The following is a 25,534-nucleotide window of genomic DNA, read 5'->3' as shown; positions in this document are numbered from 1 at the left end:
CTATTGATAAAGAAAATTTAACCAGTGAGTGTCAGATTTTGAAAGGGTACCATATTGGGCGCATGTCGCATATACAGAAAAGAGGAGGGGATGGGGGATGAATTCAATACTTATTTTATTACTTGTACTGTTTATTTTATTAGTTATTATAGGTATAATTTGTTTATAGAGGAAAAAAATGAGGAAGGGGCTTTCCTTCCTCACTTTCCATGAAATATAATTTCTATATAACTAGAAATTAATAGAATGGTAATACATACATTAATAACTCGAAAGACACCGGGCTGGCGGCTCGCAGATATTTGTTTTCGCTCGCACAGTGTATGTGTCATGAAATTCGTGTAAAATATAACAAGAAGTGCGAATGCGACAAAAACAACGGTTATAAGAGTCATGAGGCGAGACCTCCTTTTGGCTAAAATACATATACTTTATATATTGTATCATACGATATTTTGTTCGTGTTACAAAATTCAGAAATAGAAGACTTTGTGTTAGAAAGCGAGGGAGAAAATGGACGTTGTAAGAAGACTAGAACAAGCTGAATATTACGTAGATCTACTATTTAAAATGATTGATGAAGAAAAGTGTCCATTTTATTCTTTAATCATAAAGAAAAAAGCTCGTAAAAAAGATATTGAACGTATACTAAATCTTTGTGAAAAGCTGAACGAACAATACGTAACGGAGAAAGCAGAAGGCCTTCTATTGTTCGATGCGCTGTTAGATCAATTTGAAAAAGCGCTTCCACATCAGCTCGAAGTAAACGAAACTGCGGAAGCGCTAGCAAAACAAGGCTTATTTGTGCCACTTATGAATGAATTCTTAGGCATGATTGCGAAAGGATAAATAGATTATTTCTTAACTAATTTTTGATCGGACTCCGTAAAGTTCTCCTCAATATTGTCTAATGATTTCTCAAAAATATCGATGAAGTCTTGTCCGTAAATATTGCGCAGGATCGCAATAAGTTCGATATTTTCTGGGAACTTACCATAAAAATTACGAAGAGCAAGTGCCCCATTAAATACAGAATTATTTTCAGGTTCATACTCCTCCATTAAGCGAAGTAGTAATTCTTCCCCTTTGTCTGTAATTTCAATGTACGTATTTCGTTTATCATCTTCTTTTTTAGAAAATACAAGATAGCCGCGTTCTTCTAGCTTTTTAGAGAAGTTAAACGCCGTTGATACGTGCATAACTCCAAACTTAGCAATTTCAGAAATAGAAGCCCCTTTTAAATGATAAGCGATTGATAAAATATGGTGTTCATTAATGTTTAAATCGTAAGGTTTAATCCACTGTTGCCAATCTTTCTCTACACATTTCCATAACGCTTTCGATAATTGAGCAATGCGTTGGCTGAAAATCATTGCTTCTTTTACCGAGTAATCTTTTTCTCCACTTTTCATTTACTCACCCACTTTAACATTCTTTTTCATTACTATCTATTATGCCAGTAAAATAAAAATTAATAAAGTCTTTTTGTGAGAATTGTGAAAATTTTTCGGAAAAATGACATTCTATACAAATCATGCATATCTATGGAAACGTTTTATGAGTCGAGAATACATGTGTTGTCTGTACATGTTAAGGGATAACATATATTGTAAATGCATAAAAACACGGCATATCTATGTGATATGCCGTGTTAAGGTCAATTCGTATGAAAAATATTTGTTATATGCAAAAAACTAAGCGTGAATATGTTTACGCTTTTTCTGGAACAGCATCTTGTAGTTTCTCAATTGACTTTTGAATGTCTAAAATTTCTTGTTCAATATGACGCTTATTTTGAGAAATATCTTGTCTCCAGTTAGAAAGAGTGTCGTGCATATCATCTTTTAGCTCTTGAAATACTTCTTTACCTTCTGAAGCAGTTTCAATGATTTGACGCTTTAATAACTTTGTATCAGCTGTAATATCAGCTAAAGTCTTTTTAATATCAGTTCCTTTTTCTTTCAGCTTACCGCGCATATCTTTACCAGAAGAAGGAGTTGAGAAAAGAACGGCTAGTCCAGCAACTGCTCCGCCGCAAATTACACCTGTAATAAAGGATTTAGCTTTTGACATAAAAGGAAACCTCCTTATTTTTCGTTCGTATTCATGATGTATAAAAGTGTGCATATGCTTAAGACAAGGAGGTTATTAGCGATAATTTATTTTTATCGTAATTCTTTTCTTCCTTGTACGTGCTATGCATTTACTTTTTTTCGTAAAACAGAAAAGGTTATATCCTCCGGCATTTTGGATGAAGAAACAAGCTATGCAATATATTTCTTTCGGAGGAATTAGCTTGTTATGTACAGTTATGTTTTACGTCTTTTTATAGTGGCACTATTTCACACTATTTGCAATTGTGCTTGCGATGTTTTGTAAATTTTCCATTGTGTATTCATTTTGGTGTGATTTCCAAACAGCACCGAAACCATCGTTTTCACCGTAGCGTGGAATTAAATGAAGGTGGAAGTGGAATACAGTTTGTCCAGCTTTTTCACCGTTATTGTTAAGTAGGTTAAAGCCAACTGGATTAAATTCTGCTTTCATTGCATTTGCGATTTTTGGAACGACAGCAAAAATATGTGATGCGATTTCTGGCGTTAACGCAAAAATGTCTTGTTTGTGTACTTTTGGAATAACAAGAGTATGTCCTTTTGTTACTTGACTAATATCTAAAAATGCAAGTACATGCTCATCTTCGTATACTTTTGAGCAAGGGATTTGCCCGTCAATGATTTTACAAAAAATACAATTGTCCGCTGTATGATTCATCGATCTCATCCTTTCAAATAGCCTTAGCCGTATTTTACCATAATTACATAGGAGAACAAACACGAAAAACAGGAAGCTGACTCAGCTTCCTGTTTTCTGAAGAGGGATTGAAAAAGCATTTTTTATAATTTACGGTTCGCAGACACCTCATTTATTTAAGAAATGCATGGTAAATCGGCTAAAGTTTCTGCCGTAGACACCCCATTTTCAAGTGAAATGATATTGCAATCTTTTTTAAAATGAAATTGTTTATTTTTTAAAACAGTATATGCTCTTTCGGAGACACCCCGTTTCGAAAATGAAACAAATGATCTGGTTATGTGTAAATTTCTTTGTCCAACATGGACACCCCATTTCATGATGACTTCACTATGTTGTTATACTCATCAATTGGTGGTTGCTTTTTCAATGTGTTCCTTCTTCACTAATTATGATGTCCGCTTTCGTAAAAATATATGCCAAGAAATTTATTTTTTTTTGAAAACATCGATACTATGTAGTGCACGATGATTTTTGGTAAGATGAATATATACATTTCTTAGAAAAGAGAATGAATATAAATGAAGAAAGTGGTGTCGTATGAGCGAGTTATTGCGTGTAGAAAATGTTACAGGAGGATATACGAAACGACCTGTACTGCAAAATGTTTCGTTCTCTGTTAATAAAGGCGAACTTGTTGGCTTAATCGGTTTAAATGGAGCTGGTAAAAGTACGACAATTAAACATATCATCGGTTTAATGGAACCGAAAAAAGGAACTGTCACAATTAACGGGAAAACAATACGTGATGATATGACAGCGTACCGTTCTAGTTTCTCCTTCATTCCAGAAACGCCAGTATTATATGATGAGTTAACGTTAGAAGAACATTTGAAATTAACAGCGATGGCGTACGGTGTAGATGAAAAACAATATGAAGAACGCGTAGGACAACTATTACAAGAGTTTCGCATGAAAAATCGTTTGAAATGGTTTCCGTCTCATTTCTCAAAAGGGATGAAACAAAAAGTAATGATTATGAGTGCATTTCTCGTTGAACCATCTCTTTACATTGTGGACGAACCTTTCGTTGGGCTTGATCCTTTAGCGATTCAATCACTTCTTCAAATGATGGATCAAATGAAAAAGAGCGGTGCAGGCATATTAATGAGTACACATATTTTAGCGACAGCAGAGCGCTATTGTGATTCGTTCATTATTTTGCATCAAGGTGAAGTAAGAGCGAAGGGAACGTTATCTGAACTGCAATCACAATTTAACATGCCTGGTGCAACGTTAGATGATATTTACATTGCGTTAACAAAGGAAGAAGATTATGAATAGCACAGCGTTATGGAAAGAACGATTCCGGCACTTTCTAAAAGAAGTTCGTACATATAGTAAATACGTATTTAACGATCATTTGAAATTTATTTTCGTATTTATCATCGGTGCAGGAGCGTATTATTACCAGCAATGGTTACAAACGTTAACACCTTCGTTTCCTACGGCAATCGTTATGGCAGTCTTACTTGGCCTCGTATTAACAGCCGGATCCATACAAACGTTATTAAAAGAAGCAGATCTCGTTTATTTGCTACCAGTTGAAGAAAAGTTAAAGCCTTATTTTACAAAGGCATTTCTCTTTACGTTTATGATTCAGTTATACATAATCGCAATCGTAGCAGCTGCGCTTGCCCCGTTATACTTCCAGCAAATGAAGCAAACAGGAGCGGCTTACATATGGATTGTAATCGCGTTTGTCATTGTAAAAGTGTGGAATTTATTCGTAGCGTGGGAAAAATCATTTTTAACAGATCAAACTGTTCAAAAAGCAGATTGGTTCGTTCGTTTTATCTTAAACGGCTTATTCGTGTACTTCCTTATAGAACGTACTTCAATCATTTTTATCGGCGTAATCCTCTTTTTAATGGTGCTATACCTTGCTGTTATGCATCAAAAGGTAAAAGGAAAGCCGCTGAACTGGGAGTATTTAATTTCTGAAGAAGGTAAAAAAATGATGCTATTATACCGCATCGCGAATATGTTCGTTGATGTACCAGCATTAAAAGAGAGAGTATCACGCCGAAAATGGCTTGATTTCATTCTTTCGATAATCGGTGAGAAACGTACATATTTATACTTATATACGAGAACGTTTTTAAGATCAGGTAACTATTTCGGATTATATATGCGCTTACTCGTTCTTGGAGGAGTCATTCTTTACTTTATTCCATTTTTATATGGACGCTTTATCGTAAGTCTTGTTTTCTTATACTTAATCGGTTACCAGCTATTAACTCTTTGGAAACATCACCGCATGAAAATTTGGCTTGATTTATATCCAGTAGGGGTAGAGGAGAAGAAGAAAGATTTTCTTACTTTATTAAATGCGATTCTCATCATTGGTAGCGGTGTATTTACAATTACATTTGCACTTGCGACGAAAGATTTCATGATGACAGTCATTTTATTTGTCGTAAGCATATTATTTAGTATCGGTTTCGTTTACCAGTACGGGGCGAAACGCATTGAGCGTTTAAACTGAAAGGAATGAACCTATGATTACATATGAAGAGAAGGTTATAAAAGAATTGGAGCAGTGGAAAGCTACATTCATGAAAGATTCTTCTATGATGACACGGTTCTCTAAAAAAGTGCAGGTGAAAGTACAACAGCTAGTGCCCGCGAAAGTGCAAAAGGTACTAACAGAAACGATTCGGATGATGGTACAAACAATTAGTGCTGGATCAAACTTCATAAAACCGAAGCTAAAAGAAACGAACTGGTCACTGCAAAGACGAGACGATGAAGTACGTAAAAAATTAGATGAATATAAAAAAGTCGCAGCGGCAGAAGGGGCAGGAACAGGAGCAGGTGGTATTCTCCTTGGCCTTGCTGATTTTCCGCTACTCCTCAGCATTAAAATTAAGTTTTTATTTGATGCGGCAACATTGTACGGATTTGATACGAGTAAAAAAGAAGAACGCCTTTTTATTCTTCACGTTTTCCAACTTGCTTTTTCTAGTGATGATCATAGAAAAGAAATATGGAAAGCTATTGAAACGTGGGATACAGAAGAAGAAAATCATATGGACTGGGAAAGGTTCCAAACAGAGTACCGAGACTATATTGATTTAGCAAAAATGCTCCAGCTCGTTCCAATCATCGGTGCCCCAGTCGGAGCATATGCAAATTATCAATTATTGCAAAGGCTTGGGGAAGTGACGGTGAATTGTTATCGTATGCGGTTGATTAATAGGAATTGATTTGCTTTACAAAAAGAAGGCACCTTAAATGTGTAATTTAGGATGCCTTCTTTTTTGTTGTTATAACTAACTGAATTGTGTCTTTTCTTAGAAACCAAGTCCGCTATAGCTGGCTCCAATTATGATTAATACGATAAAGAGCACAATGAGTAATATAAATCCGCTACCACCGCTCTTACCATCTTTGCCATCTTCACCGCCGCCACTATCACCACTATCACCCTTACCGCCATATCCCATATTAACGCCCCTTGTTTTTTATGGGGTTATTTTACTTTATGCTTTTTTAGAAGTAAATTGTTGATTTGTAATAGTGATTTCTTGTTTCTCCGTTGTAACTTCTTGAGATTTGTATTTAGTTTTGGGATCGCCAAATATTAGCATCATAACGCCAAAAGTTGCAATAGCTCCGACAATAACAATAGCCCCCCAGCCAACGTATTCCCAAATCTTTGATTTCGTTTCAGCTTCCACCTTTATTTCACCCCTTATATATTTAGATCTTAATAATAACATACCATATATTCCCTTACTTTTATGTGAACTGTAAACTTTTCCTGATTTATTCATATTTTCCGTGTTTAGAGATTATTTTATTGCTTTTGAAATATTTATAGGTGTCCCCACGGTTTTTAATAGCTTGTATGTTTCTCGACTGTACTTAAGGATTGTAAAAAAACACTCGTAGATACAATCTACGAGTGTTTTTGACGGTATAGGTTTATTTTGGATTTTTATAAAGAAAAGATATTTCAACGAACCGTTAACTAATCATGTTTTAGTTCGAAATTTTTGGTGGTTGAAATGGTACTGATATAATAGTTATTAGCGTATTCAACTGCAACACTAAATTCTTTATTTTTGTCATCTGTTACATAACCAGATATAAAAATTGTTTGAAGATCATTTGGAGTGAATTTATGTTTAGTAATAGTTACATCTACGTTTTCCTTCTCCTTGAAGTATTTAATAGTTTCTTCTTTTGCTTTAGTAATGATTTCTTCTTCTTTATTATTTTCCACATTACACCCTACTAAAATAGTAAATATTAAAGCGGAAAATAAAAATATACCAATATTCTTCTTTTTTATTTCCATATATACCCTCTAGTAATGGTATCTTTATTATATGACAAAAAATATACAAACATCGCAGAACATTGTAGAAGCATCATTTAAACTAATGGCAGAGCATGGTATTGAGAAGATAAGTCTTTCAATGATTGCGAAAGAAGTTGGAATATCAAAGCCAGCTATTTATTATCATTTCCCGTCTAAAGAAGCGCTAGTTGATTTTTTATTTGAAGAGATTTTTTCTGGGTATCATTTCGCCAATTACTTCGATAAAGAACAATATACGAAAGAAAAATTTGAAGAAAAATTAATCGCAGATGGCTTACATATGTTGTCTGGGTATGAAGGGGAACAAGAAATACTCCGCGTTATAAATGAATTTATTGTAACTGCGACGCGAAATGAAAAGTATCAGAAACGCTTATTTGAAATACAAGAAGAGTTCTTAAATGGATTTCACGATTTATTGAAAAAAGGTGTGGAGCTGGGAGTTGTGTCGCAACATGCAACAGAAGCAAACGCTCATACGTTAGCGCTCGTTATTGATAATATGAACAACTACATGTTAATGGGATTCAATTTAAAGTATAAAGAAATTTGGATTCAAAATGTGAAAAATGTAATGAAGGAGGAATAGAGATGAGAATGCAGAAAAATTGGTGGCTCGGTTTTCTTGGATTTATTGGGGTTTATAAAATCCCAAGTATGATTGATGCTTTTCAAGGTGATAAAGGTTGGTTTTCGTTAATTGGTTTCATTTGGCTACTTTGGTTCGGATATTTTATTCCTGAGAAAAAAGACAAGGAAGAAGGGAAATAATAGCATTCTCATTTTCTGTGAAATTATGTAAAATGTAACTTAAGAGAATTCATATATTAGATTACTAGATTTGGAGTGGTTACATGCAGCCATTGAAAAATGAAATTCACCCTGACATGGTCAAGGTGTGGAAAACGCGTTCCTTAATTGAGCTAGGAATTAGTATTATAGTCATTTTGGCATATCTTTTCCTTATGATTAAGTTTAATTGGTGGGCTTGGATTTTCTATGTGCTCATCGGATTAACAATCGTGTATACGCCGTTTGATTACTTTACGTTTCCGAAATTGCGTCAGCGTTATTATAGCTATCAATTAAATGAAGAAGAGCTTGAAATTCAACACGGTCTTTTCGTTATAAAACGTGTATTAGTTCCGATGATTCGTGTACAGCACGTAACGATTGAGCAAGGGCCAATTATGAGACAATACGGATTAGCAGAACTGCATATTTCAACGGCGGCAACTTCTCATAGCATCCCAGGTTTAACGATGTATGAAGCAGAGATGCTAAAAACGAAAATCGCAGAATTAGCGAAGGTGAGTGATGAGGATGTATAAGAGGCAGCATCCAATCACGATGTTATTAGAATTAAAAGTAACAGACTTTTTACCATTAATTATTTTCATGTTTAGTTTAAACGGAAAGTTCCCATTTTGGTATTTAGTTCCCGCTGGATTCGCCTTAATTACGATTTTTTCAGTGATTGAAAAATGGTATTACACAGTATACTGGGTCGAAAATAACGTATTGCACATTAAGCAAGGCCTCTTTGTGAAAAAGGAGAGTTACTTAAATAAAGAACGTGTTCAAACGATTAATACAAGTTCGAGCGTGTTATATCAAATACTCGGTTTAAAGAAAATTAAAATCGAAACAGCTGGCGGAGGAAATGATCCGGAAGTTAGTTTAGCTGGTATTACGATAGAAGAGGCGACAGAGCTCATTGTGATGCTAAATGAGCCAGCTAAGGCAGTAAAAACAGCAGAAACAGAAGAAACATCAGAAGAAGTAGTAGAAAAAGAAATCATTACAGAGGAAAAACAAGCGACAGAATACAAATTAACTTGGAAAGAAATTTTGTTAGCATCTGTTACATCGGGCCAATTTGGATTACTATTCTCTTTAATACTTTTCGTTTATAACCAAGTGGATGAGTACATTCCGAAATGGATAAAAAATCGAGTAGAGTCGTATGTAATGGATCATGATATATATGGCTGGATTTACATGGTAGCCATTTTCCTCGTCGTTTCTTGGATTATATCCACAATCGGTTACGCGTTAAAACATGGGAATTTCACGGTGAATCGAAGAAATGATGAAGTCCGTATTTCTCAAGGTTTGCTTGAAAGGAAAGAACTTGTACTAAAGTTACACCGCATTCAAGGGATTACAATAAGAGAAGGTATTTTACGCCAACCGTTCGGTTACTGTGCTGTGCAAGTAGAAGTAATTCAAAGTGAGGGAAAAGAGGAAAAGGTTACGCTGCATCCGATCATTCGAAAAGATCGTGTGCAAGATTTACTTGCGCATTTACAATTACCATATGAACTGAATACAAACATTACATCATTACCAAAAGCAGCGTTGCGTCGTTATTTAATAGATAGTTTTCTACTCTTCGCCATGCTGGCAATTCCGATTACGGGAATAAGTATATACTTTGAAAAGTACGTCATTATGTGGGCTTTATTACCGCTCGCTATCCTCATCTTTACACTTGGATATGCAACATTTAAAACAAATGGTTACAGCGTCAAAGGAGAGCAAATTACAATTGTGTATCGCAGTGTCGGGAAATATACAGGGCTTGTAAGAAGAAGACACGTTCAATCAATTGAGAAGACACAATCATATTTCCAGCGCCGAGCACATTTATGTACGTACAAGTTTTCTAGTGCATCATCGAGTTATAAATTAGAGCATATAAGAGTAGAAGATGCGGAGAGAATGCAGGATTGGTATAAGAAGAGAATAAGTGAGAGTTAATTGAATGGCTCGTCTTTCGTGGAAGACGGGTTATTTTTCTATGTGAAAATGGTAGAAAATAATGAGTAATATATGTGAAGCAAAAAAGTAAGGTGAATGAGATTGAGAATGAGCAAATTTTTAATTCCGTATTCATTTTCTATATTAAGTTTATTTGTTTCATTAACGGTACTTGAGTTATATGATAGAATGGAAAGATTTAATGAGGAGACTTCGACCGTACTTGGAAATTTAATTCAAGCTACTTCGCAAATGGGAGTCCTTACATTGTATTTTGGAACACCTATTATTTTAGGTGGATGTCTTCTTGGAGAGTTATTGTTTAGATTTATCATTTTACCATTTAAATCAAGCTATATTATATCTGCTTTTAGCTTTTAATATTGTTTTTATCTTTTTTTTCGTAACGATAGGAATTCCAACTACATATGAAGATTCTAGTACTCTTCAAATGATGTATTTCATGGGGATGACTATGATTTGCGCTGTTACATTCTTTGTGAGTCGGAATATATGGGAGAGAAAATAAGTTGATAATGGAGTGACCAAATGAAATACACTTGCCCATGCTGCGGATATAAAACATTAGAAGAAGAACCACCAGGTACATATGAAATTTGTAAAATATGTTATTGGGAAGATGATCCTGTTCAGTTTAAAGATCCTGACCTTGAAGGCGGCGCAAATGAAACTTCGTTAAGACAAGCGCAGAAAAATTTCATTGTGTTTGGTGCTTGTGAAAAGCGATGTGCTGGATTAGTTAGAAAACCGACTAGTGAAGATATAAAGGATGCTAGTTGGAAGCAAATTTGTTAAGTAGTTTATAAATAAAAATGTTATTACTTAAATAAAGAGAAGTAATAACATTTTTTTATTTAGTGAATAAAGAATTACCGCCGTCTTATAAGGTAAAACATTAAAGATGATAAAGTAATAGGAAGGCCGGTGTCCAAAAAGGCTTCTAAATTAAAGGATAGAAAATCTCTGTTGTTAAACCACATAAAGAATAAATGATTGTAGGAAATACCTAACAGTATAAATACAGGAATTCCAACTTTTAATTCGTGACTTCTTTTTACTTTTCTATAACAAAACTCCCCTAATAAACAACCAATAAGAACAGGAATACTTCCAAGAATGGCATACATAATAATGGATACCCAAATCGGCCCCCATGAATCTGCATAATTTGGAATTAGTGTATACTGTAAAATATTCACAACAATAGAGAAAACTAGTAAGCATGTTAAATAACTAACGGCAAATTTTTTCAATGGGATCATCCTCTTACTATATAAGTTATGTAAAATGATATAAAAAAAGCATCTAGCAAAAGAACTAGATGCAAATAAAAACACAAGGGAAGACAAAATTCTTCCCGTTTCCCGTATGTAATTATATCAAAAAATTTATAAAAAACTAGCTTTATTTTTATATAATTGATGTGTGAGGCTATGATGTTGTAGGATTACACTATTTTTATAGTGTTTTTTTATTAAAAGGAGTGAATTATAGTGCTCGAAGTAAAGTTTTATGATTGGAAAAAACAACGTCCTAAAAAACATTATTTGCGTGTGATAGAAGAAATGATTTGTAGAAAGAAGAGCGGCTATCGGCTCTTCTTTCTTTATAGATTACATCCGGCTTCAAGTGTATTCAATTAATGAAGGGAATTTTAAAGAAGTTCTTGATACGATGTAGAAAACTATAAATTTACAAAAATGTATATAACAACTAATATGTAATTAATAAATTCATATAGTTGGAGTGATGTCATGCAACCGTTAGAAAGAGAGATTCATTCTAATATGCTTAAAGTGTGGAGAATTCACGCTTTAATTGGAGCAGCAGTTATACTAGCAGTCGTAATTGCATATTTCTTTTTTATGATTAATTTTCATTGGTGGGGCTGGTTGTTTGGATTGCTAGTAACGGGAGCCATTATATACATACCGCTTGATTATTTTGTATTTCCAAATTTACGTCAACGCTATTATAGTTATAGGTTAAATGAAGAAGAGATTGAAATTCAAAAGGGCATGTTCGTTGTAAAGCGAGTACTTATTCCAATGATTCGTGTGCAGCACGTTACGATTGAACAGGGGCCAATTATGAGAAAGTATAATTTAGCAGAATTACACATTTCAACAGCGGCAACTTCTCATAGTATTCCTGGTTTAACGAAAGAAGAAGCAGAACAGTTAAAAAGACAAATTGGAGAACTGGCGAAGGTGAGTGATGAGGATGTATAAGAGGCAACATCCAATCACGATATTATTAGGTATTAGGGTTGCGAGTTTGTTGCCACTTATTATTCTTGTTTTATTTAAACCTGATGAACAAGTGGAACCTTGGTATTTATTTTATCTTTTCCTTTTGTTTATTTTATGCATTATGGCTATTTTTTCAGCAATTAAATGGTATTTTAAAGTGTACTGGATTGAGAATAATATTTTACATATAAAGCACGGTGTCTTTGTAAAGAAGGAAAGCTACTTAAATAAAGACCGTGTGCAAAATATCAGTACGTCTTCTAACATCATTTATCAAATACTTGGACTTACGAAGTTAAATATAGAAGTAGCGGGCGGCGGTAGTGAGCCAGAAGTGATGTTAGCGGGTATTAAGGAAGAGGAAGCAAAACATTTAATCTCTTTATTACATAAGAAAGAAATTACCGTAAATGAAGAAATAGAAGAGGAAGAAAGCAAGACGGTTTATCAGTTAACATCGAAAGAAGTTTTAGCAGCAGCGATTACATCTGGTCGGTTCGGACTAGTGTTTTCTGGACTAGTACTTCTTTACACAAAGTTTGATTATGTTCTTCCGGAAAGGTTCACAAATAAAATAGAAGCGTATGTGATGGGGAATGGTGTCTATAAACTAATTTTGATTGCAGTAATTTTAATGGCGATTTCATGGATTATTTCTACGGCTGGATATGTGTTAAAATATGCAAACTTTAAAATTGAGCGAAAAGGGGAAGAGATTTGTATCGTTCAAGGGTTATTTGAAAAGAAAGAGTTTGTCTTAAAATTGCACCGCATTCAAGCGATTACTGTGAAAGAAGGTATTCTTCGCCAGCCATTTGGTTATTGTGCTGTTGAAGTGGAAGCAATTCAAAGTATTGGATCAGCAAGTAACGAAGTGATGCTGCATCCTTTTATGAAGAAAAAAGATGTACAGCACCTGCTCGCATATTTAGAGTTACCTTATGAAATCGAAGAGGAGATCGTTCATTTACCAAAAACAGCGTTGCGTCGTTATGTCATTATGGGCTGGTTAATAAGTATCATGCTCACTGTTCCAATTGTCGGCGTGAGTATATATTTTAAACAATATATTGCGTTATTTGTTCTTTTACCGTTATTTATCGTGTTTTCGTTACTTGCGTATGCTAGATATAAAAATGGCGGTTATGCAATAAGAGAAAATCAACTAACGGTCGTGTACCGTGATTTTTCGAAATATACAGGAATGATGCGACGAAGACATGTTCAAGCAGTAGGCTATAATCAATCGTATTTTCAAAGAAAAGATAAATTATGTACAACTCCCGTAGCGGTAGCTGGGCGCGGTTATGAAGTGAAGCATATGCGAAAAGAAGATGCACTTCGTATATATAATTGGTACAAAGAAAAAGGAAACACCGGTGTGTAATGGTGTTTCCTTTTTGTGTGTCGTGATTTGTTGATAAGTCGATATATTCGAAAAATCGCTAATATAATTTCATGTACCGCGGTCTCTGTACCCCAAATCACGTACTCAAAACCTAAACTAACACATCAAAAGTAGTCACGAATGATGGTCGAGAGAAAATGCTTTTTTGCTGTTCGGCATGTGGATGCGCCTGCGCTTCTGCTTGTGCAGGGCGTTTTTTATGAGCATTTTCGAATGAACGTGATTCTGTCCAGTCTTTAAAGTTTTGCTCTGTTTCCCACATCGTTAAAATGACATATGTATCATTACTTAAAGGGCGAAGAACGCGGATTGCTTGGAAACCAGGTTCGTTTTCGATAAGGCCTGCGCGGTTTTTAAAACGGTTTTCAAATACAGGGCGACCTTCGTTTGTTACAGAAATGTTGTTACAAACGATAAAGCCAGGTTGTCCTTTAAATTCTCCAACAGCGTCTAATACATCATACTTAAGTGAACCTTCTACAGATTCTTCTGTATTTTCTTTATAAAACATATCTTTTTCATTATTTTTTGCAGTGAAATGTGCTTGTTCTAGAGGTGTTTCGTATGAAATAATAGCCTTCATTTTAATGCCCCCTTTTTGGTTTGTCTCTATTATATCAATTCCCTTAAAAAACTTCGAAGATTATATACATAAAGATAGTCCTTTTTCAAATAATAAATGTACCATCATTTGGAAAGAAGGCCGATGTATGAAGAAAGTAAAGTGGACTTTATTAGGCGGGGTAGCAACGTTTGTAGTAGCAATTGTACTCTATAAACTTATTGTGTTAGCTGGTGGCTATATGATGGATGAAAAGCAGCTCGTTTTCCACTCTTCATCACGTATCGTTGACCAGAAAGGAAAAGAAATTACGAAATTATATGTAGAGAATAGAGAGCTCGTACCGATTGAACAAATTCCAAAGTACGTGCAGCAAGCATTTGTGGCTGTGGAAGATTCTCGTTTTTATGAGCATCAAGGAATTGACTATCCTTCTATATTTCGGGCGCTCTATAAAGACACGTTAGCTGGAGAGAAGGTAGAAGGCGGTAGTACGATTACGCAGCAACTAGCTAAAAATGTCTTTTTAACTCGAGAAAAAACATTTACGCGCAAATTGAAAGAGGTCGCAATTTCTCTTCAGTTAGAGCAAAAATATACGAAACAGCAACTTCTTGAAATGTATATGAACCATATTTATTTCGGCCATGGAGCTTACGGTATTCAAGCGGCGGCCAAATTGTATTTTAATAAAAATGTAGAGGATTTAACAGTAGAAGAAGGGGCGATGCTTGCTGGGCTTCCGAAAGCACCAAATGGCTATTCGCCGTACTTATCTCTGGAAAAGAGTAAAGAGCGCCGTGATCTTGTTTTGTCACTTATGCATAAACAAGGCTATTTAACAGCGGAAGATAGTGTTCGTTATCAAGGGAAGACAATCGCTCTTTATAAAAATGTAGATGAACGCGAACTTGCATATATGCCGTATATCGATATGGTTGTCGATGAAGCGGCACGTATATATGGTTTGTCTCATCAAGAAGTACTGCGCGGAGGATATACATTTGTTGTACCGATGGATGAAAAAGTTCAAAAGGTAGCATATAACCAGTTTCAAGATGTAAGCAATTTCCCTGGTAAAGAAAACGGGGCGCAAGGTGCATTTTTATTAATGGATAATCGGACTGGTGGAATTAAAGCGGCGATTGGAGGAAGAGAGTATGTTCCGAGAGGGTTTAATCGTGTCTTTGCAAAGCGGCAACCTGGTTCTGTTTTAAAGCCGCTTATCGTATATGGACCAGCTTTAGAGACGAAAAAATATAATCCGTATTCTTTATTAACGAATGAAAAAAATTCTTTCGAAGGCTATGAACCTCGAAACTATAATCATCAATATACGAAAGAAATGACGATGTATGATGCAGTGTTAGAATCGGCCAATGTACCAGCTGTATCTTTATTAAATGAGCTAGGGGTAGAAGAAGGAAAGCAATATTTAGAGAAAGGGAATGTTCATATTGCGGACTCTGGTTTAAGCACAGCACTTGGTGGATTGAAAAATGGCGTTTCTCCATTTGATCTTGTTAAAATGTACCGCTCTTTTTTAGCGAATGGGAATATAATCGAACCGCACGTTATTGATAAAGTGCTAAATAGACACGGTGCAGTCATTGGTGAATCATCAAAATCTGAAACGAAAGTCTTTTCAAAGCAAACGGCATGGTATATGACAAAGATGCTTGAAGGAGTTGTGAAAGAAGGTACAGCGAAAGCAGGTGTATATAACGGAGCGCTAGCAGGAAAGACGGGTACAACTTCGCTTCCGAATGACGATCATGGCGCAAGGGATATGTGGTTTGTTGGATATACGCCGAATTTAGTTGGAGCGGTTTGGATTGGCTATGATCGCACTGATAAAGAGCATCAATTACAAGATGGAAATGCATCTGCAACGATTTTATTTAAGAAGATTTTAACGAAAGCCAACCTACAAGATACAGCAAGTTTTCAAAGGCCAACAGGCGTTGAAACAATCGGACTACCGATTCGCTTACATAAGATTAAAAACGTGGAAGCAAAACTATCATTTAGTCCTTTCGGTTTATTTGCGATGAAACTAAGCTGGACACCGCTTCCTGATGAGCGAATTATGTATCGAATTTATAAAGTGGAAAAAGGAATTCATACTCATGTTGGAACAGTAAAAGGAGCGGGGAAATATGAGGAAAAGTTTATTAATATATTCTCAAAACCGAGTTTTTACGTTGTGCCATATAACACACAAACGAATCGTGAAGGAGAAAAGTCAAAAGTAGCTAAACCGTAGTTTTTCTCTGTGCTATAATAAGAATGTTGTGAAAATAGTAAGCGGTTTTACGAACGTTTGTGTCAATTTAATGAACAACGTACATAATATTATGCATTTTGTTTTTACAAGCTGTATAGTAAAAAAAGATAAATATCGGAATAGAACATATTTAAAGTAAAAGCATCGGTAAGGAAGGGAGCAAGGGTCTTGGTAAGAAATATAAATGAGACATTTTTAAAAGCATGTAGGGGGGAACGCACAGAGTATGTACCAGCATGGTATATGCGTCAAGCAGGTCGTTCACAGCCGGAATATAGAAAGATAAAAGAGAAATATTCTTTATTTGAAATTACACATAATCCAGAGTTGTGCGCTTATGTTACAAAATTGCCAGTTGATCAATATAACGTAGACGCAGCAATTCTATATAAAGATATTATGTCACCACTGCCTGCAATTGGTGTGGATGTTGAAATTAAATCTGGTATTGGCCCAGTAATCGATAAGCCAATTCGCTCTTTACAAGACGTAGAAAAACTAGGGGAAATCAATCCAGAAGATGACGTACCGTACATACTAGATACAATTCGTTTATTAACGACAGAAATGTTAGATGTTCCGTTAATCGGTTTCTCAGGAGCTCCATTTACGTTAGCGAGCTATATGATTGAAGGTGGTCCTTCACGTAACTATCATAATACGAAAGCGTTCATGTATGCAGAGCCGAAAGCTTGGTTCGCTTTAATGGATAAGCTTGCAGATATGGTTATTACATATTTAAAAGCGCAAATTAACGCAGGAGCAAAAGCTGTTCAAATTTTCGATTCTTGGGTTGGAACAGTAAATGTAGCAGATTATCGCGTATTTATTAAACCAGCGATGGAGCGTATTTTTGCAGAAGTTCGCACGATGGGTGTTCCAATGATTATGCACGGTGTTGGTGCAGGACACTTAGTGAATGAATGGCACGACTTACCTCTTGATGTAGTAGGTTTAGATTGGCGCTTACCGATCGAAGAAGCACGCGCACGCGGTGTTCATAAGGCGGTACAAGGAAATATGGACCCTTCGTTCTTACTAGCACCTTGGTCTGTCATTGAAGAACATGTAAAAGGTATTTTAGACCAGGGGATGAAACAACCAGGTTACGTATTTAACTTAGGTCATGGTGTATTCCCAGAAGTAAATCCAGATACATTAAAACGTTTAACTACATTTATTCATGAATACTCTAAAGAACAGTTAGCGAAGTAAAGGAGAATAGCTGTATGAAAAAGAAAATTGGTTTGCTTGTAATGGCATACGGAACGCCGTATAAAGAAGAAGATATTGAACGTTATTATACACATATTCGTAGAGGAAGAAAGCCAAGTCCTGAAATGCTAGAAGATTTAACAGAGCGTTACCGTGCAATTGGTGGTATTTCTCCTTTAGCTACTATTACATTAGAGCAAGCTAAGAAGTTAGAGACGCGTTTAAATGAAGTGCAGGATGAAGTGGAATTCCATATGTATCTTGGTTTGAAACATATTGAGCCGTTCATTGAAGATGCAGTACAAGCTATGCATAATGATGGAATAGAAGATGCAATCGCATTAGTTCTTGCGCCTCACTATTCTACTTTTAGCGTGAAATCGTATGTAGGACGAGCGCAAGAAGAAGCAGAAAAACTTGGAAACTTAACAATTCACGGCATTGATAGCTGGTATAAAGAACCGAAATTCATTCAGTATTGGGTCGATGCAGTGAAAGGTATATATAACGGTATGTCAGAAGCAGAACGTGAAAAAGCAGTGTTAATCGTATCTGCACATAGCTTACCAGAAAAGATTATCGCACTCGGCGATCCATATCCAGATCAATTAAATGAAACAGCTGACTATATTGCACGTGGTGCAGAAATAGCAAATTATGCAGTGGGATGGCAAAGTGCCGGAAATACACCAGACCCTTGGATTGGTCCAGATGTACAAGATTTAACGAGAGAACTAAATGAAAAGTACGGCTACAATTCATTCGTATATGCACCAGTTGGATTTGTTGCTGAACATTTAGAAGTTTTATATGACAATGACTTCGAGTGTAAAGTTGTAACAGACGAAATTGGCGCGAAATATTATCGTCCAGAAATGCCAAACGCATCAGCAGCATTTATTGATTGCTTAACAGATGTTGTATTAAAGAAAAAAGAAGAAGTATTGTAATACTAAAAGGGAAGGGGAAACTATTTTGAGGAAAAAAGTTGTGATCGTCGGCGGTGGCATTACAGGCCTATCGACAGCGTATTACTTACAAAAAGAAATTCGCGAAAAAAACTTGCCGTTCGATACATTGCTTATAGAAGCATCGGGTAAACTTGGCGGAAAAATTCAAACCGTTCGAAAAGATGGATTTACAATTGAACGTGGACCGGATTCTTTCTTAGCGAGAAAAGAGAGCGCAGCTAGGTTAGTGAAAGAATTAGGACTAGGCGATGAACTTGTAAATAATGCGACCGGTCAATCGTTCGTTCTCGTAAACAATCGGTTACATAAAATGCCGAGCGGATCAATGATGGGAATTCCAACGCAAATTACTCCGTTTCTATTTTCCAGATTGTTCTCCCCAATTGGTAAATTAAGAGCTGGTTTTGACTTATTAATGCCTAGATCAAAACCAGTTTCTGATCAATCACTCGGGCAATTTTTCAGACACCGTCTAGGAAATGAAGTGGTTGAAAATTTAATTGAGCCATTATTATCTGGTATTTATGCAGGGGATATTGATGAAATGAGTTTAATGTCAACATTCCCTCAAATTTATCAAATTGAACAGGAGCACCGTAGTATTTCACTCGGTATGCGTACGCTCACTCCGAAAGAAGAGAAGGCTGAGCTGAAAAAAGGAATCTTCCAAACTGTAAAAACCGGTTTAGAATCTTTAGTAGAATCTCTTGAAGTGAAGATTCATGAAGGTACGATAATGAAGGGAACGCGTATTGAGAAAGTTGCAAAACTTGGTGATGGCTATACGATTACTCTTAGTAACGGAAAAGAAATGGAAGCAGATGCGATTATAGTCGCAGCTCCGCATAAAGTATTGCCGTCTATGTTTGCGCAGTACAAGCAGTTTCGTTTCTTCCGTAACATTCCGTCTACATCAGTTGCGAATGTGGCATTAGCCTTTCCAAAGTCTGCAATTCAGCGTGATATTAACGGAACGGGATTTGTCGTATCACGTAATAGTGACTTCTCCATTACAGCGTGTACGTGGACTCATAAAAAGTGGCCGCATACAACGCCAGAAGGAAAAGCACTCCTTCGCTGTTACGTCGGACGCCCTGGTGATGAAGCGATCGTCGAACAAACGGATGAGGAAATTGTGCAGCTCGTATTAGAGGACTTACAAAAGACGATGGATATTACAGCAGATCCAGAATTCACAATTGTGAGCCGCTGGAAAGAAGCGATGCCTCAGTATACAGTAGGCCATAAAGAGCGAATGAAAAAGCTCACAACATTTATGGAGAAAGAATTACCAGGTGTATACTTAGCCGGAAGTTCTTACGCTGGTTCTGGTCTTCCTGCGTGTATTAATCAAGGAGAATTAGCGGCAAAGCATGTATTATCTCATTTGGAGAAAGTAATGGAGACTGAATTAGTCGCACATTAAAATATTTCAAACAAAACGCCTTCAATTATATTGAAGGCGTTTTGTTTATTGAATAAAATACCTGTTAGCCAATAAACATATATAAGTTATTTGGTTTTATAACTGCATCTCCAGCATATATAACCCACTCAGTTAAATTTTCAAAATCTAAATGATAAGAATTACCTTCGTTCATATCTTCAATAAAATACGGTTCATTAATGAGTATTCCTTGAATCATATCTTCCGTAATGTCTTGCATTTCAAACCACATGTGTTCACTTTTTCCCTCTTCGTAGGAGACACCAAACTTAGCGAGAAAACGAAAATCTTCATTCGATTGCTCAATGTGAAAAATGTTGCTGAAATACCCGAAAGTATTTTTCGCATTATAAGCCATACGATCCGTTTCACTATTTGTTTTATAGAACATGAGCCCTGTAGCTTCCTCGTGTTCTTTGAAAAAGCTTTCGATATATTCTTCGGTAGTATTACATTTAAACAAGAGAACAGATGGAGATTGATGGTATTCATCTCGGTCATCCATCCCCCCGAGAAATACGTTTTGTGCATCGATTGGCTGTATCTTCATTTCTTCATCCTCAATTGAAGATAATTGATCCATACTCGTTTTATGTCCAATGTAAGATAAACCTTTTTCCCACGGAACGGCTACTGTATGTATGGAACCTTGCTGACTATGTGCGATAACGATAGGCTCATTCATTGGGACTTGGCCATTCTCAACGGCATTATTAGCAAATGTTTGAAAAAGATCGCCAATGCCGTAGTAGGAAGAAATGCGATTTGGAATAATTAATTCTATTTCTGTTACGCCTGTTCTTAAAAGGCCGTGTGTATGAAACCAATATTGCGTAGGCTCGCCTTCTGTATCGTCTTCATAAACAGAATGAATAACGTATAAGTCAGGAATGTCAGGCAATAATTCATTCTCAACGTGATATTCAATATAGTTTCTAGATATGACCTTCATGGCTGCACTAGAATCGATTACAAATAACAAGTCCGGTGCAAGGTGCCATAAAAATTGCAACTGATGGAAAAAACAGCTGAGTACATCGCCTACAAATAGTGTACGTGTGAAAATCTCAGTGCCAAAAGCAGCATCTTCAAAAGTACGATCTACGATTGTGGAATCTTGTCTATTGTACATTTTATATTCTTCTGGATCATCCGTTTCATCTATGTGTAGCTCATATGGTATGACTTTTTCATTCAGATGTAACTCTACAATAAGGCTTGTCTCATCACTATAGACAATTTTTAACTCATCAACTTTAGTAGAGATAGTTTCTAGCCGTTGTTTTAACTGATCAATTGTAATTCTAGTTGGTATAACAGCAATCATATCTGAAAAATGACGTTCTAATGTTCCATTCATAGCTGCGCGGTATGTTTCGGTTTGTGCTTGCATCCAATCACTCCTATTCAAATGAATCCATTTTACATGCCAATGAACTTTCGATATTTTCTGTTTTTTATCTCTTTAATATTATAAATCGCATTCGTGGAAGGTGTAAAATTATTATTTTGTATTATAGTTTGAAAACTTGTAAATTAAATAAATTTTTTGTAAAACTTGTCGAAATATCATTCTATATAACGAATCATTTGTTATGATAGAAATGCTGAGAAAATATGAATTAAGGAGAGGAAAATGGCTGTGAAGAAACTCTTAAGTGTCTTTTTATCATTGATACTATTGATTTCATTTACTGGAACTTTAGCGCAAGCAGAAGAAAATACTTCTATGTCGGTAGAAAAAGCAATTCAAGTATTTAAGCAGCAAGGGAAAACGAAGGGGATAGTGGAAGGATATATTGTCGGATATACGCAAAGTCCTTCTAAATACACCAAGGATCCGGCTAAGTTTGACGACACAAATGTGGCAATTGCCGATTCGCCAAACGAAACGAATCCAGACAAGATAATGCCTGTTCAATTGCCAAAAGGCGATGTGAGATCGGCAGTAAATGTGAAAGATCACCCTGAAAATATCGGGAAGAAAGTTCAATTAACAGGGACTCTTGAATTATATTTTAGTAGTCCAGGTTTAAAATCAGTAACAGCTTATAAGTTTCAAGGGGAAGAACAAAACCGTGTTAGCGATGTAGTGGCTTCACCAAACGGCGGGGAAGTTGCAAAGGGAACAGCGGTAACATTAACAACGAATACAGAAGGAGCAACAATCTACTATACGTTAGATGGGGCTAATCCTACAAATAAAAGTGTTCGTTATAACGGACAAATTATAGTGAATGAAAATAGTGTAGTGAAAGCAATCGCAGAAAAAGAAGGGCTTACTTCTTCAGCGGTTTCGACATTTTCATTTATTATCGTAAACAATGAACCAGTTCGTATTCATGATATTCAAGGGAAATCACATATTTCTCCTTATAACGGGAAGAAAGTAAACAATGTGGAAGGCGTTGTCACAGCGCTTGATAAAAATGGCTTTTATATAGAAGATAATCAACCGGATAATGACCCAGCTACGTCAGAAGGTATTTATGTATACAAAAAAGATGCGAATGTAGCGGTAGGAGATCTTATTCAAGTTGATGGAGTAGTAGAAGAATATGTTGGACCTGGATATGCAGAGCGATTTGAAACAGATTTAACGACGACAGAAATTAAGGCGAGTCGTATTTCAGTACTTGCAAATAATCAAGAACTACCAGCACCGATTGTACTAGGGGAAAATGGTGTGAAAATCCCTGATCAAATTATTGATAATGATGGATTTGGTTTATTTGATCCGAATGAAGATGCGATTGATTTTTATGAGAGCTTAGAAGGTATGCGCGTGACGATGCCAACACCAAAAATTATCGCTCCTCAGAAAAATGGTAACTTATACGTAACGGTTAAAAATGGTGGCAATAAGGTGGTAACACAATTTGGTACACCACTTTTAGATGAAGACCAATTAAACCCGGAACGTCTTTCTGTAAAGGTACCTCGTGATTATGTAGCGAAAGTAGGAGATACTTTCACTGGAGATATAACAGGAGTAGTAGGATATGACTACGGTTCATACCGCATTTCGCCAGTAACGGAATTACCATCTGTAACGGACGGTGGATTTAAGCAAGTAGGGGCAAATATTCAGCCACGTCTTGATAAGTTAACAGTTGCTACATATAATATTGAAAACTTCTCAGCGAATAAAAAAGAAACATCAGATGAGAAAGTAAAAGCGTTAGCTTATTCTATTAAATACAATTTAAAAATGCCAGATATTATCGGTGTAGAGGAAATGCAAGATAATAATGGAACAATAAATGACGGTACAACAGATGCTTCTTTAAGTGCAAAACGTATCATTGATGCTGTATTAGAAATTCGTGGACCGAAGTATGAGTATGTAGAAGTTGCGCCAAAAAACAATCAAGACGGAGGAGCGCCTGGAGCGAACATTCGCGTCGGTTTCTTCTATAACCCATCACGTGTAAAATTAGCGACAGTACCGAAGTTATTAGATAAAAATGTAGTTCGCATCGGAGACGAAAATGCATTATTTGAAAGTACACGTAAACCATTAGCGGCAGAATTTACGTTCCAAGGACAAAACATCGTTGTAGTTGCAAATCACTTAAATTCAAAATTAGGAGATGCAACGCCATTTGGAAAAGTACAGCCGCTCGTATTAAAGAGTGAAGAGAAACGAGTACAATTAGCACAAGAAGTGAATCGTTTTGTAAAAGGTATTCAAGAAAAGAACACGAATGCGCCAGTTGTTGTCCTAGGTGATATGAATGATTTCGAATTCTCAAAACCACTAAAGGAACTGCAAGGAACGATATTAAAAGATATGTTAAACACAGTGCCGAAAGAGAACCGCTACACGTACATTCATGAGGGGAACGCACAAGTGCTAGATCATATTTTAGTAACGAATAATATCGCACCGCACACAATTATAGACCCTGTACACTTAAATTCAAACATTATGAAAGAACATGGACGTGTAAGTGACCACGATCCAGTACTTGCTCAAATTGATTTGAAGAAGGCTTCTTAAAGTGAGAGAACGCTTAGGTATCTAAGCGTTCTTTATTTTGTGGAAAGAGGCCCGAGCAATAGTATATAACTAATTTTTAGGATTATATATAGAAAATCCTTTTTTTGTAAGTTCTATGATAAAATTAATTGAATATTTTTTTTATGGAGGGAGGGGACAAAAGATGTTAGCTCGATTAAATGGGAGATTAATGAATCAGCTTGGTATTTTTTTCAGTCTTGTTGTACTGTTTCAGTTTGTAGCAGATATAACAGGGCTTATGCAACATTTAGATACGTTGTATTTTGCAATAAACAACGCAATTTCTTATATAACCTTTGGTTTGGCAGTTATCTTTACTGTATTAGGTGCTAAAGAGGAATTAAGTAAATACGCAATTATTTTATTATGTTTAGTAGTAGGTGCTAGAGCAATTTATTATGCAGCTATTGTTATTCTGTGGAGTTTGGCTGGTACACCTTAAAAGTGCAGTATCGCATTTAGCTTTTTTAAAATAATAAAACCTAATTTCCTATGTAACATAAGGAAACTAGGTTTTTATAATGGCTGAAACGCCTTTCTACATCGATCTCGCCTTTGAAGTCTTCTCATATACCTTTTTTTGTCCCGTTGTAAACCTTTTATATACATGAATAAGCCGATAAGGAAGAAAAATGCACATTGCATAATTAAAATGTACGGTGACATTCCCTGTAATGGTTGTTTCGGATCATACAAATGAATAGGTGCTCCGCCAATTGTAGGGAATATTGTATTTATTAGGACGTAAGGAATGGAAGTAACTGCAAATGGAAACAGAATTGCCATGTAATCCTTTTGTGACCATGTGGACGCTGCTAAACCTAAGAGGGCCATTAAACCAGCGAATAAAAAATTAATCCCAATATATATAGAAATATAAGTAAGGGGAGAAGAATAATATAACTCTGCGAACATCCCGTTGTCGTTTATCATGCCAGTACCGGCGGTTGGTTCTCCATTTGGAATTGTTAATTTGCAAAATAATAAAGAAAGAATGAATGGTAAAGTATAAAGAAATCCCCCACAGAAAAATGTAGCGATATACTTTGTCAAGGAATACGAGAAGATGGAAACGTCCTTACTTATAAAAGCTTTGAAACCATCGGATTTATCGGAATTATAACTTGTACTAAATGGTAAACTTGCAATAACTGGCATTAATAATAAATAAACATCCATTTCATTATCCCTAAATCCAATCCATTTAACAGCTGTTGTTATCGATCCATTCGCCGCGTCTCCTAAATAACGAATAACATAATAATAATGATAAATAGAAATAAGAGCTAATCCACTAAACATAATAATTAAAGAAACACGATTACCAAAAGCTTGCTTTATATTTAAACGAAGCGCACGCACCATGACTGAAAAAGCCTCCACTATTTTTATAAATATGTCTATGTTCTATATTACTATTAATTGTAAAGATTTTCTTGTTTT

General features: G+C 35.7%; 29 protein-coding genes and 2 pseudogenes. 20 read left to right on the top strand and 11 right to left on the bottom strand.

Annotated features, from left to right (window positions below; all coding sequences use genetic code 11):
* Nucleotides 1–200: 200 nt before the first annotated feature.
* The gene (locus BAU28_RS03150) at nucleotides 201–395 is read right to left on the bottom strand and encodes a hypothetical protein (RefSeq protein WP_000172692.1); all 195 of its coding nucleotides are present in this window, start codon (nucleotides 393–395) and stop codon (nucleotides 201–203) included.
* Nucleotides 396–513: 118 nt separating this feature from the next.
* Here BAU28_RS03150 and BAU28_RS03145 point away from each other — a divergent pair, with 118 nt between their 5' ends.
* A complete protein-coding gene (locus BAU28_RS03145; RefSeq protein ID WP_002170705.1) occupies nucleotides 514–849 on the top strand; it encodes a DUF1878 family protein in 336 nt (111 codons plus the stop codon).
* A gap of 5 nt (nucleotides 850–854) precedes the next feature.
* Here BAU28_RS03145 and BAU28_RS03140 read toward each other — a convergent pair whose 3' ends face one another.
* Nucleotides 855–1,412 (bottom strand): HTH-type transcriptional regulator Hpr, encoded by a 558-nt coding sequence (locus tag BAU28_RS03140; RefSeq protein ID WP_002170706.1) that lies wholly within the window; start codon nucleotides 1,410–1,412, stop codon nucleotides 855–857.
* Nucleotides 1,413–1,710: 298 nt separating this feature from the next.
* The gene (locus tag BAU28_RS03135; RefSeq protein WP_071717708.1) at nucleotides 1,711–2,073 is read right to left on the bottom strand and encodes a YtxH domain-containing protein; all 363 of its coding nucleotides are present in this window, start codon (nucleotides 2,071–2,073) and stop codon (nucleotides 1,711–1,713) included.
* An 88-nt stretch (nucleotides 2,074–2,161) separates the two neighbouring features.
* Here BAU28_RS03135 and yhzF point away from each other — a divergent pair, with 88 nt between their 5' ends.
* Nucleotides 2,162–2,332, top strand: a complete 171-nt coding sequence (gene yhzF / locus BAU28_RS31665) for a membrane protein YhzF (RefSeq protein ID WP_472873433.1) — start codon at nucleotides 2,162–2,164, stop codon at nucleotides 2,330–2,332.
* A gap of 5 nt (nucleotides 2,333–2,337) precedes the next feature.
* Here the strand turns inward: yhzF and BAU28_RS03130 are convergent, their stop codons facing one another.
* Nucleotides 2,338–2,772: an HIT family protein gene (locus tag BAU28_RS03130; protein WP_001016832.1), complete on the bottom strand. Its 435-nt coding sequence runs from the start codon at nucleotides 2,770–2,772 to the stop codon at nucleotides 2,338–2,340.
* Nucleotides 2,773–3,351: 579 nt separating this feature from the next.
* Here BAU28_RS03130 and ecsA point away from each other — a divergent pair.
* The 3 genes from ecsA to ecsC are packed head-to-tail and all read left to right on the top strand — an operon-like array spanning nucleotide 3,352 to nucleotide 6,020.
* Nucleotides 3,352–4,095 (top strand): ABC transporter ATP-binding protein EcsA, encoded by a 744-nt coding sequence (gene ecsA / locus BAU28_RS03125; RefSeq protein WP_025149442.1) that lies wholly within the window; start codon nucleotides 3,352–3,354, stop codon nucleotides 4,093–4,095.
* Entirely contained in the window at nucleotides 4,088–5,299 is a 1,212-nt protein-coding gene (locus BAU28_RS03120) for an ABC transporter permease (RefSeq protein ID WP_071717707.1), read from the top strand. The genes ecsA and BAU28_RS03120 overlap by 8 nt, the downstream gene beginning before the upstream one ends.
* A gap of 13 nt (nucleotides 5,300–5,312) precedes the next feature.
* On the top strand, nucleotides 5,313–6,020 hold the full coding sequence (ecsC, locus tag BAU28_RS03115; protein ID WP_002170710.1) for an ecs operon protein EcsC: 708 nt from the start codon (nucleotides 5,313–5,315) through the stop codon (nucleotides 6,018–6,020).
* Between the two features lie 87 nt (nucleotides 6,021–6,107).
* On the opposite strand, the gene BAU28_RS03110 is transcribed toward ecsC, so the two are convergent.
* From BAU28_RS03110 to BAU28_RS03100, 3 genes are all read right to left on the bottom strand, one after another.
* Entirely contained in the window at nucleotides 6,108–6,260 is a 153-nt protein-coding gene (locus tag BAU28_RS03110; RefSeq protein ID WP_071717706.1) for a YjcZ family sporulation protein, read from the bottom strand.
* 36 nt (nucleotides 6,261–6,296) lie between these two features.
* Complete coding sequence (locus tag BAU28_RS03105; RefSeq protein ID WP_208610957.1) at nucleotides 6,297–6,494, bottom strand: hypothetical protein; 198 nt, start codon at nucleotides 6,492–6,494, stop codon at nucleotides 6,297–6,299.
* 293 nt (nucleotides 6,495–6,787) lie between these two features.
* On the bottom strand, nucleotides 6,788–7,117 hold the full coding sequence (locus tag BAU28_RS03100; protein WP_071717705.1) for a DUF1433 domain-containing protein: 330 nt from the start codon (nucleotides 7,115–7,117) through the stop codon (nucleotides 6,788–6,790).
* A gap of 31 nt (nucleotides 7,118–7,148) precedes the next feature.
* Between BAU28_RS03100 and BAU28_RS03095 the strand changes: the two genes are divergently transcribed.
* The 6 genes and pseudogenes from BAU28_RS03095 (at nucleotide 7,149) to BAU28_RS03070 (ending at nucleotide 10,720) form a co-directional block, all read left to right on the top strand.
* Entirely contained in the window at nucleotides 7,149–7,730 is a 582-nt protein-coding gene (locus tag BAU28_RS03095) for a TetR/AcrR family transcriptional regulator (protein ID WP_071717704.1), read from the top strand.
* Between the two features lie 2 nt (nucleotides 7,731–7,732).
* Nucleotides 7,733–7,912 (top strand): hypothetical protein, encoded by a 180-nt coding sequence (locus BAU28_RS03090; protein ID WP_048369833.1) that lies wholly within the window; start codon nucleotides 7,733–7,735, stop codon nucleotides 7,910–7,912.
* 83 nt (nucleotides 7,913–7,995) lie between these two features.
* Entirely contained in the window at nucleotides 7,996–8,472 is a 477-nt protein-coding gene (locus BAU28_RS03085) for a PH domain-containing protein (protein ID WP_071717703.1), read from the top strand.
* Nucleotides 8,465–9,904: a PH domain-containing protein gene (locus tag BAU28_RS03080; protein WP_071717702.1), complete on the top strand. Its 1,440-nt coding sequence runs from the start codon at nucleotides 8,465–8,467 to the stop codon at nucleotides 9,902–9,904. The genes BAU28_RS03085 and BAU28_RS03080 overlap by 8 nt, the downstream gene beginning before the upstream one ends.
* 108 nt (nucleotides 9,905–10,012) lie before the next feature.
* Nucleotides 10,013–10,433: pseudogene (locus BAU28_RS03075) on the top strand (hypothetical protein).
* Nucleotides 10,434–10,453: 20 nt separating this feature from the next.
* Nucleotides 10,454–10,720, top strand: a complete 267-nt coding sequence (locus BAU28_RS03070) for a CPCC family cysteine-rich protein (RefSeq protein ID WP_071717701.1) — start codon at nucleotides 10,454–10,456, stop codon at nucleotides 10,718–10,720.
* A gap of 74 nt (nucleotides 10,721–10,794) precedes the next feature.
* On the opposite strand, the gene BAU28_RS03065 is transcribed toward BAU28_RS03070, so the two are convergent.
* On the bottom strand, nucleotides 10,795–11,178 hold the full coding sequence (locus BAU28_RS03065; protein ID WP_071717700.1) for a hypothetical protein: 384 nt from the start codon (nucleotides 11,176–11,178) through the stop codon (nucleotides 10,795–10,797).
* Nucleotides 11,179–11,533: 355 nt separating this feature from the next.
* On the opposite strand from BAU28_RS03065, the pseudogene BAU28_RS28910 reads away from it, so the two are divergent.
* The 3 genes and pseudogenes from BAU28_RS28910 to BAU28_RS03055 all read left to right on the top strand — a co-directional run.
* A pseudogene (locus BAU28_RS28910) lies at nucleotides 11,534–11,605 on the top strand (protoporphyrinogen oxidase); the annotation flags it as partial.
* A 74-nt stretch (nucleotides 11,606–11,679) separates the two neighbouring features.
* The gene (locus tag BAU28_RS03060) at nucleotides 11,680–12,156 is read left to right on the top strand and encodes a PH domain-containing protein (RefSeq protein ID WP_002170720.1); all 477 of its coding nucleotides are present in this window, start codon (nucleotides 11,680–11,682) and stop codon (nucleotides 12,154–12,156) included.
* The gene (locus BAU28_RS03055; protein ID WP_071717699.1) at nucleotides 12,149–13,564 is read left to right on the top strand and encodes a PH domain-containing protein; all 1,416 of its coding nucleotides are present in this window, start codon (nucleotides 12,149–12,151) and stop codon (nucleotides 13,562–13,564) included. Before BAU28_RS03060 ends, BAU28_RS03055 begins: the two co-directional genes overlap by 8 nt.
* A gap of 112 nt (nucleotides 13,565–13,676) precedes the next feature.
* Here the strand turns inward: BAU28_RS03055 and hmoB are convergent, their stop codons facing one another.
* Nucleotides 13,677–14,168, bottom strand: coding sequence for a heme-degrading monooxygenase HmoB (gene hmoB / locus BAU28_RS03050; RefSeq protein WP_071717698.1), 492 nt, complete (start codon nucleotides 14,166–14,168; stop codon nucleotides 13,677–13,679).
* A gap of 127 nt (nucleotides 14,169–14,295) precedes the next feature.
* Between hmoB and BAU28_RS03045 the strand changes: the two genes are divergently transcribed.
* From BAU28_RS03045 to hemY, 4 genes are all read left to right on the top strand, one after another.
* Nucleotides 14,296–16,413 (top strand): transglycosylase domain-containing protein, encoded by a 2,118-nt coding sequence (locus BAU28_RS03045; protein ID WP_071717697.1) that lies wholly within the window; start codon nucleotides 14,296–14,298, stop codon nucleotides 16,411–16,413.
* Between the two features lie 189 nt (nucleotides 16,414–16,602).
* Nucleotides 16,603–17,649 (top strand): uroporphyrinogen decarboxylase, encoded by a 1,047-nt coding sequence (gene hemE, locus BAU28_RS03040; protein WP_002170724.1) that lies wholly within the window; start codon nucleotides 16,603–16,605, stop codon nucleotides 17,647–17,649.
* 14 nt (nucleotides 17,650–17,663) lie between these two features.
* Nucleotides 17,664–18,599, top strand: a complete 936-nt coding sequence (hemH, locus tag BAU28_RS03035; protein ID WP_048369810.1) for a ferrochelatase — start codon at nucleotides 17,664–17,666, stop codon at nucleotides 18,597–18,599.
* Between the two features lie 25 nt (nucleotides 18,600–18,624).
* A complete protein-coding gene (hemY, locus tag BAU28_RS03030) occupies nucleotides 18,625–20,046 on the top strand; it encodes a protoporphyrinogen oxidase (protein WP_071717696.1) in 1,422 nt (473 codons plus the stop codon).
* Nucleotides 20,047–20,110: 64 nt separating this feature from the next.
* Here the strand turns inward: hemY and BAU28_RS03025 are convergent, their stop codons facing one another.
* Nucleotides 20,111–21,460 (bottom strand): DUF4026 domain-containing protein, encoded by a 1,350-nt coding sequence (locus tag BAU28_RS03025; RefSeq protein WP_071717695.1) that lies wholly within the window; start codon nucleotides 21,458–21,460, stop codon nucleotides 20,111–20,113.
* A 243-nt stretch (nucleotides 21,461–21,703) separates the two neighbouring features.
* Here BAU28_RS03025 and BAU28_RS03020 point away from each other — a divergent pair, with 243 nt between their 5' ends.
* A complete protein-coding gene (locus tag BAU28_RS03020; protein ID WP_071717694.1) occupies nucleotides 21,704–24,070 on the top strand; it encodes a DUF6359 domain-containing protein in 2,367 nt (788 codons plus the stop codon).
* 163 nt (nucleotides 24,071–24,233) lie between these two features.
* Nucleotides 24,234–24,533 carry a hypothetical protein gene (locus tag BAU28_RS03015; protein WP_071717693.1) on the top strand — a complete coding sequence of 100 codons (300 nt, stop codon included), beginning with the start codon at nucleotides 24,234–24,236 and terminating at the stop codon, nucleotides 24,531–24,533.
* A gap of 74 nt (nucleotides 24,534–24,607) precedes the next feature.
* Here the strand turns inward: BAU28_RS03015 and BAU28_RS03010 are convergent, their stop codons facing one another.
* Entirely contained in the window at nucleotides 24,608–25,456 is an 849-nt protein-coding gene (locus BAU28_RS03010; protein WP_071717692.1) for a hypothetical protein, read from the bottom strand.
* Nucleotides 25,457–25,534 lie beyond the last annotated feature (78 nt).

This window comes from Bacillus paramycoides, assembly GCF_001884235.1.
Taxonomy (GTDB): domain Bacteria; phylum Bacillota; class Bacilli; order Bacillales; family Bacillaceae_G; genus Bacillus_A; species Bacillus_A paramycoides.
This window is presented reverse-complemented; position numbering and strand designations above follow the sequence as displayed.

Bases quoted from the DNA above. Each gene is read 5' to 3' on its own strand.
- BAU28_RS03150 (WP_000172692.1), bottom strand. From the start codon at position 395: ATGACTCTTATAACCGTTGTTTTTGTCGCATTCGCACTTCTTGTTATA.
- BAU28_RS03145 (WP_002170705.1), top strand. From the start codon at position 514: ATGGACGTTGTAAGAAGACTAGAACAAGCTGAATATTACGTAGATCTA.
- BAU28_RS03140 (WP_002170706.1), bottom strand. From the start codon at position 1,412: ATGAAAAGTGGAGAAAAAGATTACTCGGTAAAAGAAGCAATGATTTTC.
- BAU28_RS03135 (WP_071717708.1), bottom strand. From the start codon at position 2,073: ATGTCAAAAGCTAAATCCTTTATTACAGGTGTAATTTGCGGCGGAGCA.
- BAU28_RS03130 (WP_001016832.1), bottom strand. From the start codon at position 2,772: ATGAATCATACAGCGGACAATTGTATTTTTTGTAAAATCATTGACGGG.
- ecsA (WP_025149442.1), top strand. From the start codon at position 3,352: ATGAGCGAGTTATTGCGTGTAGAAAATGTTACAGGAGGATATACGAAA.
- BAU28_RS03120 (WP_071717707.1), top strand. From the start codon at position 4,088: ATGAATAGCACAGCGTTATGGAAAGAACGATTCCGGCACTTTCTAAAA.
- ecsC (WP_002170710.1), top strand. From the start codon at position 5,313: ATGATTACATATGAAGAGAAGGTTATAAAAGAATTGGAGCAGTGGAAA.
- BAU28_RS03110 (WP_071717706.1), bottom strand. From the start codon at position 6,260: ATGGGATATGGCGGTAAGGGTGATAGTGGTGATAGTGGCGGCGGTGAA.
- BAU28_RS03100 (WP_071717705.1), bottom strand. From the start codon at position 7,117: ATGGAAATAAAAAAGAAGAATATTGGTATATTTTTATTTTCCGCTTTA.
- BAU28_RS03095 (WP_071717704.1), top strand. From the start codon at position 7,149: ATGACAAAAAATATACAAACATCGCAGAACATTGTAGAAGCATCATTT.
- BAU28_RS03090 (WP_048369833.1), top strand. From the start codon at position 7,733: ATGAGAATGCAGAAAAATTGGTGGCTCGGTTTTCTTGGATTTATTGGG.
- BAU28_RS03085 (WP_071717703.1), top strand. From the start codon at position 7,996: ATGCAGCCATTGAAAAATGAAATTCACCCTGACATGGTCAAGGTGTGG.
- BAU28_RS03080 (WP_071717702.1), top strand. From the start codon at position 8,465: ATGTATAAGAGGCAGCATCCAATCACGATGTTATTAGAATTAAAAGTA.
- BAU28_RS03070 (WP_071717701.1), top strand. From the start codon at position 10,454: ATGAAATACACTTGCCCATGCTGCGGATATAAAACATTAGAAGAAGAA.
- BAU28_RS03060 (WP_002170720.1), top strand. From the start codon at position 11,680: ATGCAACCGTTAGAAAGAGAGATTCATTCTAATATGCTTAAAGTGTGG.
- BAU28_RS03055 (WP_071717699.1), top strand. From the start codon at position 12,149: ATGTATAAGAGGCAACATCCAATCACGATATTATTAGGTATTAGGGTT.
- hmoB (WP_071717698.1), bottom strand. From the start codon at position 14,168: ATGAAGGCTATTATTTCATACGAAACACCTCTAGAACAAGCACATTTC.
- BAU28_RS03045 (WP_071717697.1), top strand. From the start codon at position 14,296: ATGAAGAAAGTAAAGTGGACTTTATTAGGCGGGGTAGCAACGTTTGTA.
- hemH (WP_048369810.1), top strand. From the start codon at position 17,664: ATGAAAAAGAAAATTGGTTTGCTTGTAATGGCATACGGAACGCCGTAT.
- BAU28_RS03025 (WP_071717695.1), bottom strand. From the start codon at position 21,460: ATGCAAGCACAAACCGAAACATACCGCGCAGCTATGAATGGAACATTA.
- BAU28_RS03020 (WP_071717694.1), top strand. From the start codon at position 21,704: ATGGCTGTGAAGAAACTCTTAAGTGTCTTTTTATCATTGATACTATTG.
- BAU28_RS03015 (WP_071717693.1), top strand. From the start codon at position 24,234: ATGTTAGCTCGATTAAATGGGAGATTAATGAATCAGCTTGGTATTTTT.
- BAU28_RS03010 (WP_071717692.1), bottom strand. From the start codon at position 25,456: ATGGTGCGTGCGCTTCGTTTAAATATAAAGCAAGCTTTTGGTAATCGT.